The sequence below is a fragment of the Pseudomonas hormoni genome, assembly GCF_018502625.1.
Lineage (GTDB): Bacteria > Pseudomonadota > Gammaproteobacteria > Pseudomonadales > Pseudomonadaceae > Aquipseudomonas > Aquipseudomonas hormoni.
In genome coordinates this window covers 4,039,814-4,053,421 of the sequence record NZ_CP075566.1, presented here as the reverse complement: position 1 = coordinate 4,053,421, position 13,608 = coordinate 4,039,814, and the positions used below count along the sequence as shown (strand labels likewise).

The 13,608-nt window shown below is 50.9% G+C and carries 9 protein-coding genes and 1 pseudogene; 9 read left to right on the top strand and 1 reads right to left on the bottom strand.

Going from position 1 to position 13,608, the window contains the following annotated elements; all coding sequences use genetic code 11:
- The first annotated feature begins 27 nt into the window (after positions 1 to 27).
- From fabF to KJF94_RS18830, 6 genes and pseudogenes are all read left to right on the top strand, one after another.
- A complete protein-coding gene (gene fabF / locus KJF94_RS18855) occupies positions 28 to 1,272 on the top strand; it encodes a beta-ketoacyl-ACP synthase II (protein ID WP_084322981.1) in 1,245 nt (414 codons plus the stop codon).
- Complete coding sequence (pabC, locus tag KJF94_RS18850) at positions 1,272 to 2,087, top strand: aminodeoxychorismate lyase (RefSeq protein ID WP_214377831.1); 816 nt, start codon at positions 1,272 to 1,274, stop codon at positions 2,085 to 2,087. The genes fabF and pabC overlap by 1 nt, the downstream gene beginning before the upstream one ends.
- Positions 2,088 to 2,090: 3 nt before the next feature.
- Entirely contained in the window at positions 2,091 to 3,347 is a 1,257-nt protein-coding gene (mltG, locus tag KJF94_RS18845) for an endolytic transglycosylase MltG (RefSeq protein WP_214377829.1), read from the top strand.
- A 19-nt stretch (positions 3,348 to 3,366) separates the two neighbouring features.
- Positions 3,367 to 3,660, top strand: a pseudogene (gene tmk, locus KJF94_RS18840) (dTMP kinase); the annotation flags it as partial.
- An 867-nt stretch (positions 3,661 to 4,527) separates the two neighbouring features.
- On the top strand, positions 4,528 to 5,130 hold the full coding sequence (locus tag KJF94_RS18835) for a hypothetical protein (RefSeq protein ID WP_214377827.1): 603 nt from the start codon (positions 4,528 to 4,530) through the stop codon (positions 5,128 to 5,130).
- A 157-nt stretch (positions 5,131 to 5,287) separates the two neighbouring features.
- On the top strand, positions 5,288 to 5,707 hold the full coding sequence (locus KJF94_RS18830) for a hypothetical protein (protein ID WP_250548180.1): 420 nt from the start codon (positions 5,288 to 5,290) through the stop codon (positions 5,705 to 5,707).
- Between the two features lie 111 nt (positions 5,708 to 5,818).
- Here KJF94_RS18830 and KJF94_RS18825 read toward each other — a convergent pair whose 3' ends face one another.
- Positions 5,819 to 8,311 (bottom strand): nuclease-related domain-containing DEAD/DEAH box helicase, encoded by a 2,493-nt coding sequence (locus KJF94_RS18825; RefSeq protein WP_214377825.1) that lies wholly within the window; start codon positions 8,309 to 8,311, stop codon positions 5,819 to 5,821.
- Between the two features lie 888 nt (positions 8,312 to 9,199).
- Here KJF94_RS18825 and KJF94_RS18820 point away from each other — a divergent pair.
- From KJF94_RS18820 to KJF94_RS18810, 3 genes are read left to right on the top strand one after another with little or no spacing between them, the layout of a single operon-like run.
- Positions 9,200 to 10,630 (top strand): protein kinase domain-containing protein, encoded by a 1,431-nt coding sequence (locus tag KJF94_RS18820; RefSeq protein WP_214377823.1) that lies wholly within the window; start codon positions 9,200 to 9,202, stop codon positions 10,628 to 10,630.
- On the top strand, positions 10,620 to 11,777 hold the full coding sequence (locus tag KJF94_RS18815; RefSeq protein WP_214377821.1) for an ATP-binding domain-containing protein: 1,158 nt from the start codon (positions 10,620 to 10,622) through the stop codon (positions 11,775 to 11,777). The genes KJF94_RS18820 and KJF94_RS18815 overlap by 11 nt, the downstream gene beginning before the upstream one ends.
- 2 nt (positions 11,778 to 11,779) lie before the next feature.
- The gene (locus KJF94_RS18810; RefSeq protein WP_214377820.1) at positions 11,780 to 13,150 is read left to right on the top strand and encodes a hypothetical protein; all 1,371 of its coding nucleotides are present in this window, start codon (positions 11,780 to 11,782) and stop codon (positions 13,148 to 13,150) included.
- Positions 13,151 to 13,608: the final 458 nt, after the last annotated feature.

Below are 13,608 nucleotides of genomic sequence, written 5' to 3'. Positions count from 1 at the left end.
GTCGTCATTTGAAAAAAGGAGAGTGCTGTGTCGCGTAGACGCGTCGTAGTCACCGGTATGGGTATGTTGTCGCCACTGGGCACGGATGTGCCAAGCAGTTGGCAGGGCATTCTGGCTGGCCGCAGTGGCATTGGTCTGATCGAACACACCGACCTTTCTGCCTATTCCACCCGTTTTGGCGGCTCGGTAAAGGGCTTCAATGTCGAGGAATACCTGTCGGTCAAGGAAGCTCGCAAGCTCGACCTGTTCATTCAGTACGGTCTGGCCGCCGGTTTCCAGGCTGTGCGTAACGCAGGTCTTGAAGTCACCGACGCCAACCGTGAACGCATCGGCGTGGCCATGGGTTCGGGTATTGGCGGTCTGACCAATATCGAAGAAACCAGCCGCACGCTGCATGATTCCGGCCCACGACGGATCTCTCCGTTTTTCGTGCCTGGCTCGATCATCAATATGATTTCCGGTTTCCTGTCGATCCATTTGGGTGCACAGGGACCTAACTACGCCATCGCCACCGCGTGTACCACCGGTACGCACTGCATTGGCATGGCGGCACGCAACATCATGTACGACGAAGCCGACGTGATGATTGCCGGCGGCGCCGAGATGGCCGCTTGCGGTCTGGGCATGGGTGGCTTCGGAGCCTCTCGCGCACTGTCGACCCGCAACGACGAGCCGACCCGCGCCAGCCGTCCGTGGGACAAGGGTCGTGACGGCTTCGTCCTGTCCGACGGTGCCGGTGCGCTGGTTCTGGAAGAGCTGGAACACGCCAAGGCTCGCGGCGCGACCATCTATGCCGAGCTGATCGGCTTCGGTACCAGCGGCGACGCGTACCACATGACTTCGCCGCCGGCGGACGGTGCCGGTGCTGCACGTTGCATTACCAACGCCCTGCGCGACGCAAAGATCAATAGCGATCAAGTCCAGTACATCAACGCCCACGGCACCTCGACTTCGGCCGGCGACCTCGCCGAAGCCTGTGCGATCAAGTCGGTGTTCGGCGATCACGCCTACAAACTGGCGGTCAGTTCGACCAAGTCCATGACTGGTCACCTGTTGGGTGCGGCAGGTGCGGTCGAAGCGATCTTCAGTGTGCTGGCGATCAACAGCCAGGTGGCACCGCCGACCATCAACCTCGATGAGCCGGACGAAGGCTGTGATCTCGATTTCGTGCCGCACACCGCGCGCAACATGGATATCGATGTGGTGCTGTCCAACTCCTTCGGTTTTGGCGGTACCAACGGCTCGCTGGTGTTCCGCCGGTTCGCTGACTGATGGACAGCTGGGTCGACGGTCAGCCGGCTGACGCGTTGTCGCTGAAGGATCGCGGCCTGGCCTACGGCGATGGTCTGTTCGAGACCATCGCCGTGCGCGGCGGCCAGCCGCTGTTGCTGGACCGGCATTTGTCGCGTCTGGCGGATGGCTGTTCGCGCCTGGCGATCACGGCAGTTCACGCGCTGATCCGCAGCGAGCTGCAGGCCTACGCCGCAGCTCTGGGTGAAGGTGTGCTTAAACTCATCCTCACTCGCGGCGACAGCTTGCGCGGTTATGCCCCCGATCCTTCGGCTCAGGCCCGACGTATTCTGCAAGGCAATCCTCCTGCTGCTTATCCTGCGGTTCATGGAGAGCAGGGCGTTCGCCTCTTTCCCTGCACCACACGATTGGCCAGACAACCCTTGCTCGCCGGGCTCAAACACCTGAACCGTCTTGAGCAAGTCATTGCACGTTCCGAATGGCAAGACACCGAGCATGCCGAAGGCTTGATGCTCGATCAGGCCGGGCGCGTGATCGAAGGCGTGTTCAGTAATCTGTTCCTGGTCCGCGATGGCGTGTTGATCACCGCCGATCTCAAACGCTGCGGCGTTGCCGGCGTGATGCGTGCTGAATTATTGTTTCAAGCCGAGTCGCTGGGGATCCCCACGCAAATCACCGACATCACCCTCGAGCAGCTGCAATGGGCTGACGAAGTCTTTGTCTGCAATAGCGTGTATGGCGTTTGGCCGGTGCGCGCCTATGCAGCACTGAGCTGGTCGGTTGGGCCGCTCACCCGTAAACTCCAAACCATTGCCCGCGCGCTACTGGATGCTTGATACGTGAGACGTAAATTCTTGCTGTTGCTGGAAACCGGCCTGGTTCTGGCAGGGCTATGTCTGGGCGCTTCGGCCTGGAAAATCCATTCGGCGCTGGAACAGCCGCTGAACATTACCCAGGAAGAACTGCTGGACGTGCCCAAAGGCACGACACCCACCCGCACTTTCTATCGACTCGAAGCCGATGGCGTCATCAAGGACGCTTTCTGGTTGCGTGTGTATTGGCGCTTCAATCTGGCCGGGCAACCGCTGCACAAAGGTGAGTACCGCATGCAGCCCGGCATGACCGTTGAAAGCCTGATCGACCTGTGGAAGCGCGGGGAAATGGTTCAGTACAGCCTGACGCTGGTCGAAGGCTGGAATTTTCATCAGGTCCGTTTGGCCCTGGCCAAGGATGAAAAGCTCGAGCAGACGTTGAACGGCTTGAGCGATAGCGAAGTGATGGACAGGCTCGGTCACCCCGGGATCTTTCCGGAAGGGCGATTCTTCCCGGACACCTACCGGTTTGTGCGGGGCATGACGGACGCCGAGCTGCTGAAAAAAGCTTACGATCGCCTGGATGAAGTCCTCGCCAAGGAGTGGGGGCAGCGCGCGGCGGACGTGCCGTATACCGAACCTTATCAAGCGCTGATCATGGCTTCGCTGGTGGAAAAGGAAACCGGCGTACCGCAGGAGCGTGGGCAGATCGCTGGGGTGTTCGTGCGGCGCATGGAAATGGGCATGCTGTTGCAGACTGATCCGACCGTGATCTACGGCCTGGGTGATCGTTACAACGGCAAGTTGACCCGCGCGCATCTCAAGGAACCGACCCCTTACAATACCTACGTGATCGCCGGCCTGCCGCCGACGCCGATTGCGATGGTCGGCCGCGAAGCGATCCACGCAGCGTTGAATCCGGTGGCTGGCAACAGCCTGTATTTTGTCGCACGCGGCGATGGCAGCCATGTGTTCTCCGATGATCTGGACGCTCATAACAACGCAGTGCGCGAATTCCAGCTCAAACGCCGCGCCGATTATCGCTCCAGTCCGGCACCGGTCACCGCGCCAGAGGCGACGAATGAGCCGGCGCCGGTCCCGGCGGCTTCGCCCGACACAGCCCCCGAGGCTTTGCCACCAGTGACGCCGCAAGAGCCGGTTCAACCACCGGCTCAAGAGCCGACGCAGGAGCCAACCCAAGAACCGGCTGAAGAACCTGCCAAAGAGCCCGCTGCTGCGCCTGCGCCCGAACCAGACGCAACCGCGCCGCAAAGCCCGCAATGATTCTGACTAAGGACTGCCTGTGACTGGCTTGTTTATTACCCTGGAAGGCCCTGAAGGCGCCGGCAAGAGCACCAATCGTGAATACCTGGCCGAGCGCCTGCGCGCCGCCGGTATCGAGGTGGTGCTGACCCGCGAGCCGGGCGGCACGCCTTTGGCCGAGAAGATTCGCGAAGTGTTGTTGGCGCCGGTCGATGAAACCATGGACCCGGACACCGAGTTGTTGCTGGTGTTTGCCGCGCGTGCCCAGCATCTGGCCGGCGTGATCCGCCCGGCGCTGGCCCGTGGCGCGGTGGTGTTGTGTGATCGCTTTACCTGCGACTTACCCCTTAAGATCTATATATGTAACACTATAGATCTCTATAGGAAAAACTTGATTTTAGACCAGAAAAACCAGTATTTACAAGAATTTATCGCTGCCTGAACATAAGTGCTTTCCTTCAAAAATCCTCGAAAACCAAAAAAATGTAACGCTCCCGCATTTATCCCCTCGATTCACCCCAAATGTAACGCTTTCTTCGTTTTGCCTCCAAAAATCGGTTCACGGGTTTTCAGAGAAATGTAACGTTAGTCCCTTCCATTCCACGACCCCATCAAGCCACCTCACATGCGCTACAGCGTGTTCACTGCCAAAACACGATACATGATGCTGGTTAAGTCTTCAGCGTCTCCTGTGGCCTCAGAGAGCCTCAGTCGCCACCTTGACCTATCAAGCCAAGGCGATTTTTATTCTCTGCGGTGTGATTGGGTGCGGTAGGTGGTTCGATTGCCAGGCGATGTTTCGAGCGACACAACTCGATAGGCGTTCAGAATGGCTGATTGATCAGAGATTCACGAATGAGCCGATGGATCGGAAGCTTGGGGCTACGGTTTGCATCTGTTGAGAAAAGGATCTGAGTGGGGCCTGTGTCCGTTCCAGGTTAAATAAGTCAAAGTGATAGGTGAGCTAGTTTGGGCTCACCTCCAAAGCAGCTGCCAATTGGAAATTACGATGCGGTGGACAGTCCCACTGGTGTTGGCAGTTCTGACTCTCGGATGCAGTTAAGCCTGCCCAGCGATGGGCAAACCTAATTCCCGTAGGTCAACTCGAAAACCCGCCCCCCCAATGACACTGGTCTACGCTCTAGGCGCTGCCGGTGGTAGAGCGACTACCCCTTAGCACTGAATTATGACGGGGGGATCTATGCGTTGGATGGTTGGGCCTAATGCCATGTTTTATGAGCCGGCGGAGTTGCTTATCGACATGGGTGGCGATGATCGACCTGCGATGCTGGTCGCACTGCTGGCGCTGGCTTATGGCCTGCCGTTGAAGACGATCTTGGCGGCGCGCCGGAGTGAATTTGACCTGGCTGCCGAAGTGTGGCGGCTGCTTGGCGGTGGACTGCTGCCACTGTCGCCACCGATCATGCGTTTGATGCGCCTTCACCTGCTGCGCCAGCACCTGTTTACCAGTAGGAGACAGCCCGACTCGCTACTGTTCACTAGCCAAGATGGGGGGCCGTTGAGCGAGGACGAAATCGAACGGCGGGTGCGGCGGCTGACGCGAGGCAGGTTCGCAATGAGCGACCTTCGAACCCGAGTACTGAGTAAGTACCCATGGTTTGAGAATGCCCCTGAACGGATTGAAGCGAAGGTGATTGAATTGACGCCCAGGCGTGAAAGGCCCGAACGTATCGCCTCCTTTCGGCATAACACTTCGACACACCTTCGACGGCGACTGAATGAATGGCACAAAGCAATTCGCCTAAGTGAGCTACTGGGTATTCACGACGGGGCCAAACGATAGATTGCAGGTCGATAAGTGTTCACTCGCGCGACGTTGTATTAGTCCAGTATCAACGTACGCTGGACCTTAGCTTTTCCGCAGGCTTTCGGACCCTCGCATGAGAATTTACATTTCGCCGAATGGAATCGGCTGAGCTAAAGATTGGGGGAGTCGGCTGATGGATGATTTAATACAGCTCGCGCACAATTTTCGAGCGTCGCTTGAATTACAGAGAAATTTGGGATTACTGCCAAGGCACATGGCGGATTTTCCCCGTGGCTGTTGCGGCGTCACTTCGGAACTCTTAGGCGACTACCTGAATAGTTATCCGAGCGGACCAGAAGCTGAGTCCGTGAGTGCCTATCGAGACGGCAAGTCTCACATCTGGTTGTTAATTTCTTCGCTGGTTGTTGATCTTACTGGAGACCAGTTTCCAGACCGGCCGGCTGTTTATGTGGGGCCTGTGGATAACTGGTACCAAAGTTGGGAGGTCGATCTGCGTGGGAAAGCCCAGCATTGTCATACCCCAACCTCCCATGAAGAGCACGCTGTTCTCGCTAGATTTCTCGATGAGTTTGGGCTTCCGTCTTTCGACTAGACTCCGTTTGAGTGGCTGGAGCCATGGTGCGGAATTTTGTAGATACTTAGTTCATTTGGCCACTACTGGACTTACTGTGGTGTGAGGAAAAGCCCTATACACTTATTTTCATCAATCATTAGCATATCTCTTAGGTACTGGAGCATCGTCATCCTCCACGGGCTGATATAGCTTTTTACCAATTCTGACCACATACCCTTTTTGTTTGAAAGTGGCAAAGGCGCTCGCAACAATTGAACGCCACTCTGCTGGAGAAATCTGCTCTAATACCCTATACCGATAGTAAATTTCATCGGCAAGCACATCTACCGACATTGTTGTATTAGTCTCGCAGACTGCAATTCTGGATTGTGCAAATACGAACGCGGTTGTATACAGGTTTCGTCCTGACGGCAGTTGGACCAAGAGGACATTATTTCGAACTTTATTTTTGTTAGCGCGCATCAAAGCTGCTACTGCTGCCACCTCTAAAGGCAGATGGGGTCGTAATTGTAGAGCCTTATCTGCCGGCAGCTGCGAGGTGATAACTGCATCATACAAAGATATTTGGTCGATGAGGTCCTCGTCGGGAGGCAACAGCCTGCTCTCCAAAGTATAGCAAAGTGCGCACTTTATGTTTGCAGTGTCAGTATGCGGAGTAAGTGAGCCGCATGCCTTGCAATCTTCCATCGTCAGAGAGTAGTGACCACACGATTCAATTTCACCATTCAACTCGGGAGCTACCATGTAAAATTTCGTGAGAGTGGTTCCGTACCAAATGAAAATAGGGTGAGAGATGGTTCGAGATAGGTAATTAATCCATAGAGTGAGTTGAGTTTCATGCGCTTTGAACTCAACCAACATTGCGCCCCAATCCTCAGCCCACATTACATCTAAGCTCTTCATGCCTAACGATCTAATAGAAGTGCAACGCGCCACGATATTTCTAATGCGAAGAGGTACTTGAGCTGTTTTCAGGATTTCTGCACTTTCGGGTTTTCCCTGCAACCGCGATTGAAAGTCTAGGCGGCCTCTCCATTGACGATTATGAGCGTTGTAAATAGCTACAAATTTCGTAGTTGCGCGGGAATACGCGCTAAATAGCTCGGCTGTATCTAATGCTTCTGCCCCCAAAACAATAACAACAGGAGCTTCTAAACCACGAAATTTTGCGATATTTTCGGTGGCTAGTTTCTGCGTCTTCAAAAAATCAGAATATTGTCTATCAATTATCGGTCCTGTCAGAACGACGATGTCCTCGGAACCGACGCCAGCCGCGACCAACTCAGACTTAATTCGTAAAAGTTCATCGCACGGGTTTAATGTGATTATTTCAAGCGCGGTTTCCGGTTCAGCTACTCGTGGCGAGGACAGCTGTATTTTGGGAGGAACCACCTCTGAAAGAATTTCAGTAACTGCTTTCGGCATACGTAAGATAATCGTTAGCGGAAAAGCGTCAACTCCTAAAATAGCACTCAAACCATTTAAGGTAACGCCATTGCGCTCGAATTTAAATACTTGAGTTTCGTCGCAGAAGAACGCTTTTGGTTTCCCAGTAAACCAGCTTACAAGCGTCTTGCACCAAGATTCTGCTAGCGCCTGCGATTCGTCTACAACCAGGGCGTCATACTCTCCTAGCAATCCTTTCTGAATTGCAATATCGAGATCTTCTAAGCATTTAACCTTGTACCATTCCTCTCCTACCGACAGATGGTTCAGCGCATTCGCTGCTTGACGGCAGAGCCCGTGCCAAGTCATCACTTTGCAGGCTCGATACCCTTCAAGCTGCACCCGAATATGCTCCGTGAGCCTCGCGTTGAATGAGAGGACCAATACCTGCTTGCCTCCCTCGGAGAGTTTCCTAGCAGCGTCGATAGCTATCAAGGTTTTCCCAGTACCTGGCCAGCCTGTGATTAAAGAGTCTTTGTTCCTTAGTACTGATCGGACGACCAAACTTTGCTCGCTCGTCAGCTGAAGCCATACTTTATTGTCATAACGAATTCGACTCGCCCACTGAGGCTGACCATCTATTTTTGGCGCAAGGTAGTCAATTAGTTTTTTTGTTTTGGTAGGACCTAAATCAGTATTTAAAAGTGCCTTCTTCCAATACTTCATGAGTTCTATGATTTTCTGAGCGACGTCAGGATACGCTTCAAAATCTATGTAGAGGGACTGAGAGGGGGTGGATCGCGTATCATACATCCCTGGGATGTTAGACCGATTAAAATCCGAATCAGGAAAAATAAACCCGTATCCGATTCTCAGGCATAGTGCCGGGTCAGCACCAAGCCACGTTGCAAATCCATGGATATTTTTTTTGGTCTGAGTGAGCGGATCTATCTTGTAGCCATCGCGGACATGTACAAAGAAAGAATTCTCGATTCGATAAACACCACTCTTAACCTCAAGGGCAAGGACTCCATCTTCTGGATGTACTATTAGAAAATCGATCTCTCCTGTCGGCCTTGCTCGGTTGTCAAGCTTGCTCATTGCGGAGCATAACCATGGCAGGCTGTGGATTACGGTGTAATCGTCAGGAAGCTGGGATTTGAGTGCTGAGTACAGATGACGCTCACCGTAGCTTTCAGTGTGGTGTGGTCCATGCTCCGGAATCATCCTTGCCATATACAACGCTCGCTTTTTCCTGATTTATGACACTTGGCCACGGCGATGATAGCACTTTGATACTTGAACATGCGCCAGTAGCGCAGCCACTGGAATCGACCACGTTGCCCAAGTACCGACTGCCCTTCGCTGAGACGGCCAATCCGAACTGCTCTGCTGCGGACGTGGTCCCAAGGGGCTCCGTTATATGACGCTGGACCTGCGCCCCTTATGCAGATACGCCACCCGACGACCAATCCAGAACAATCAATCGCCCCTTCGCGACTGGATACATATTTCGGATCACATCTATTGACTGAGCATTCAGCTTCTTAGCCAGATCGTTTCCTCTCTGAAGCATTCAGGCAAGGCAATCGTGATGAACGCAAAATGCTAACGCTAACTAGACCAGTCATTTGTACTGAGTCTGACCATCACGAGACGGGGGCTGGGCGGAAAAAATGGCCGAACGCGGTTTGAAATAACGGATTTTTTTGGACCAAAAGCAATCGGTCATAAATCGATTCCGATAATCGTTGGCCAATCGCGCTCATCACTCCACACATGCCTTGGTGGAATAGCCCGGTATTCGATTGTGCTTTGGCGCAGCAGATTACTCGCCTAGCGTTTCCATCATTACTACGCTTTCCCCTCCATTGCTTCTGGCATTTCACGTCTCTGCCCTAGGCGAACACCCCCATGTATGAAAATTTGGCCATTCGCTCGAATTGACCGCGGCGGATGGGGAATGAAGGCAAGAAGCTCAATCGGGAGGCGTCTCCGCTCCTGGGCATTAAATTGTTGAAGGATGTGCAGGCTTTAGGTTTGGCAGACTGCCATTATTAGTGGCAATCTGTACCGTGTTGCCGGTAGCCACCACCAAGGCGACCGTGCCTAAAGGAGTTAGGTATGCCAGATTTGTCACAACAAAAAATTGATGAATTACAGGTCACGCTTAAGCGGTACCTTTCAAGAGACGACCGAAGATGGGAGGTTGATTTTCTCGCCGCCGGTGGATCCGCGGCAGTATTTCGTGGAATCAATGGTAAGGAAAAGCGAGCTTTCAAAGTTTTCGATCCACGATTCATTAGCGATGAAGAGGGTTCGAAAGAGCAAGAACGACTAGGGCTCCAACGCAGGCTCATAAGTCACGACTGCGACTATCTCGTTCAAACTTTTTCAATAGAAAACTTCAGTGATACCGCCATCATTGAAATGGAGTATGTTGAATGGCCGAGGTTAAAAGAGGTATTGAAAGATGTACCTGATGCCTCTGTCGAAGCACTTATACGCCAACTGGTCAGTGCCGTTCTGTATTTAGAAGGACACGGCATAGTGCACCGAGATATTAAGCCGGAAAATATCCACGTATCAGAGTGTTGGGGAAAGCTAAAACTTTTAGATTTGGGCGTGGTTCGTGAATTTGATCCAGGCCCCGGGGCGGCTGATACTGATCAAGGTGCTCAAAGGCCATTTCTAGCTACTGCACAATATAGTTCACCTGAATATCTATTTCGTTTGGACGAGCCTTCGCGTGAGTTATGGCAGGGGCTTAATATTTATCAAGTAGGTGCAGTTTTGCATGACTTGATAATGAAGGAGTCATTGTTTAGGGCTGAAATAGAAGCAGGTAATCGCTGGCTCGTCGCAAAAGCAGTTCTTCTAAACTCACCAAATTTTAAAGATGGAAATCCCAGTCGCTTGGCTTATTTGAAGTCTCTGGCGGCAAAGTGCTTAAATAAGGACCTGCAAGCTAGGCTGGCACTTGTAGACTGGTTAGATTTCGAGGTGCAGGAGCATAATGTAGGTCTTAATAAACTTCGAGCGCGATTGAAATCCAGGCCAAATAAGCAGGCTGATTCCGAGAGAACTTTGAGTTTTGATCGTGATCGGTTTCAAGAGGCATTGACGGACAAGGTTAAATTGTTGTTGATTTCCGTCTGTGGAACAGATTTGCCCTTATCCTTCTCCAAATTAAAAGTTAGTAACAAAGAGGTTGTGAGCTTTCAGTTTGCTCATAGCGAACTTATTGCTGTGGTGACTCAAATGAGTTTTGACTGGAAGATTGGTCTTTATGCCAGATCCGTCAATATTTTCGTATCAGGCTTTATATGTCAACCAGAATCAGATCTGGCAGTTAATCTAGAGTCACTTAATCTCATAGGTACCGCCTCAATGGATGATGCCATAGACGATGCCGGCAGTTTCATTGCTGAATCAATAGCAGATATTGTAGGGACTGCTATCAGTGAAGTTGAATCCCACAACTCAGCAGTTGACTCCATTGAATCAATTTATGGAAAGCAGATTGAATTTAAAAGGGTGAGCAATGAACAGTAATTGGTGGCGAAGCAAGAAGGAAATGGATCAAGCGCAAAAAGACTTCATAGGCTTGCCAATGGAGGGGCGCTATCTCTTATCTGGGCCGCCGGGATCTGGAAAGACCAATTTGCTCCTTTTGCGTGCTGAGGTCATGGTAGGAAGTGGTGAAAAAGATATTCTATTCATAACCTATACTCGTTCACTTGCTGACTTCATTCGGAGCGGAGCTGTTGCAAAGGGCTTTGTAAGAGCCAGTCAAATTAAAACGTTTCATTCTTGGCTTGCTGAATATGTAAACCTTAATCTCGGAAGTAAAGTTAAGTGGGGTGAGGGGGACTTCGATGACGATGCTCGGACTGAAGCGTTGCAGAAATTGATAGCGGCGAACGAAGTTAGACCGTCAGATAAAATGTACAGTGCTATCTTTGTTGATGAAGCTCAAGACCTTTCCGTTGGTGAGCTGGCCGCTTTGTTGGAACTTTCAGACAAAGTATGTATATGTGGCGATGATCGGCAAGGCATTTATAATCAGGACGGCATGATTACCGCTGATTCACTCGGACTGGAAACACATCGTTTAACACGTCACTTTCGAATTGGACAAGAAATTGCTAAGGTGGCGGATAAATTAATGCCTCCAGTAAAGGGAGGTACAACGCTGGAGTCTACTTGTAACTATGATCCGGCAATTCAGGGGACGTCTTCAGCGATCCTGCACCCGTCTCAGTCTCGGACTGAACAACTGGATAAAATTCTTGAGTTAATCGAGGTTCAGTTGGATGCGTTTCCTGATGAGGCCGTTGGTATATTCTGCCCTCGTCAAGAAGACCGACTTGAAGTAAAGAATTACCTTGAGTCTACTCATTTAAAAGACCGAATTTGCACCCACGGAGTAGATTCTAATGCGACCTTTTCGAGTCAAGCGCTGATTCATATTATGACGCTGCATGCTTCAAAAGGAACTGAGTTTAGGTGTGTACATATATTTGGTGCTGAGGGGCTAACGAGGTTTCCGTTGAAACGGACGAAACTTATCTATACAGGTGTCACGCGAGCTAAGACAGCGCTGAACGTATATAGGTGCGGGGATACTACAGTTAAAGTAGAGGCCGCGTTTGCCAAGCCTGTTTTATTTGGTCTTGATAATCTTTTCCCGGATGATTAACTATGACAGATTTAAAGTTCGCATTTTCTTCGCGGGATGATTTGCCGGATGCATTGTTTTCAATGCTAAATAGCCCACACATCACTACGAATTCTATTGAAGCGGTGGAGTCTGTCGGGCTGGGAGCGATTCTTGGTTATCCTACGCAGAGTTCTCAGCACGGTTACTCATCCCCCTATCTGATTGTGTTGCCGTCAGTAAAGCCTTTTGAATTATTTGCGTGGCTTAAAACATATGCTCCCGAAACTTTTCCGTTAAGCCAATTTTGTCGAGTGATAAGTAGAGCTGATTTTGACTCTGTAAAAAAGTCCGCGGGCCAAGGTAACGTTTTTTGGCAACGCCCTGACCGATGGCCATCCGTGATACTTGGAGAGATGCTAGCGCAAAGTGATGGGGATAGTTCGGTTCCGTCGATTCCACTATCGCGTGCTACTGCTACATATAGCTTTTCGGTGGCAAGAGCGTCGATTTCTCATAGAGACGATAATGTAACGCAGGAGTGCATTAACCGCTTGGAGTCGTTGTCATCAGATCGTAAGTTTGTTGAGCGGCTAATCCATATTAAATCTCTACAACCGATTTGGGGCAGAGTAGGTATCGCTTGGAACGATGACGCTGGAGCCGAACAGCTGCTTAAAACATCTCATTCGGGAAATAAAGATTTATTTGGCAATGAACCTTCGATTACGGACTATATGGAGTTGTTAAGTGACTCCGCCGAACATCGTGTTGTTGCTTTTAGAAATTTCGCGAAAAATTGGCATTCTCGGTTGGCAGGGCCACGAGACCTCGATGATCAAGCGGAGTTGGAAATTGCTTTAGCTGCTTTCTTGGTGGGCCGGGGAACTTCTCATGCATTCTTATTGAAAGATATTGTAAGAAGTAGCCCTTCAATTTATGTTTGGTTCGGACTAATTGCGGCCTTATGTGGACCGACTTGTTGGGACCCTGCTTGGGCCCGGGCAGTCAAAAGCATTGAAAAATCACTAAAAAGTAATTTTTCTTGGGAGGAAATTTCTCCTTGCGACATATCATGGGCTGAATATCGATGGCTTGATTCGTTAGATTATGAGAAGGCCTTCCAAGAGTTGCCAAAACTGCTTCCCAAGGTTTTGTCGATGGAAGTCGTTCCAGGAGTGGTTTGTCAGTTCAGGCTCAAGTCGGCAGGATTTATACGGGACGCGGAGCATAGTGGTGTCGTCGCAGAGGCACCAGTTAGCAGTGTCGAAACCGACATGCTTTATAAATTTGTTAGTGAATTTATGAAGGTTGCTGATAAAAACAAACTCAACTTCATCGACGCTGTTCCCGCATCTTCGGGCGACACTACCCCTAAGACGAGGCGCACTAATTCAAAAGGCGGGCGGAAATAATCTTGGGTATCAAATAACGACCGTCGAGATAATTTTTTCGATGGAGTTCTATTATCTCATAATGGGTGGTCGCGAATGTCCGCTTCTGGCCGGGAGCGGTCCCTCGTGGCTGACCGCGATCGGTCAAGAGCGGTCAGCCCTTCGCCATAAGGCCTCTGAAGAACTGTCCTAACTCAAGTGAAACCAAGGGATGTGGGGATTATCCGCAAATCATTTAATGGTGGTCTATTGCGGTCGTCACTTATCTCCCCAGTTTTCTAGCTTACATGGGAGTATCTGCTGTCGCGGTAAGCCAGTCCACATATAGGTTTGGTAATGGCTAAAAGTTAAGGCTCATTTCGGCGACTTCATTAACTGAGAAATAATTTCAAGAAATCCAAAAGGCACTGCATCAAATTTCCGAAATATACGAGTGACAGAAGTATGGAAAAAAAGTCGTAGTAATTAGTTATTAGATC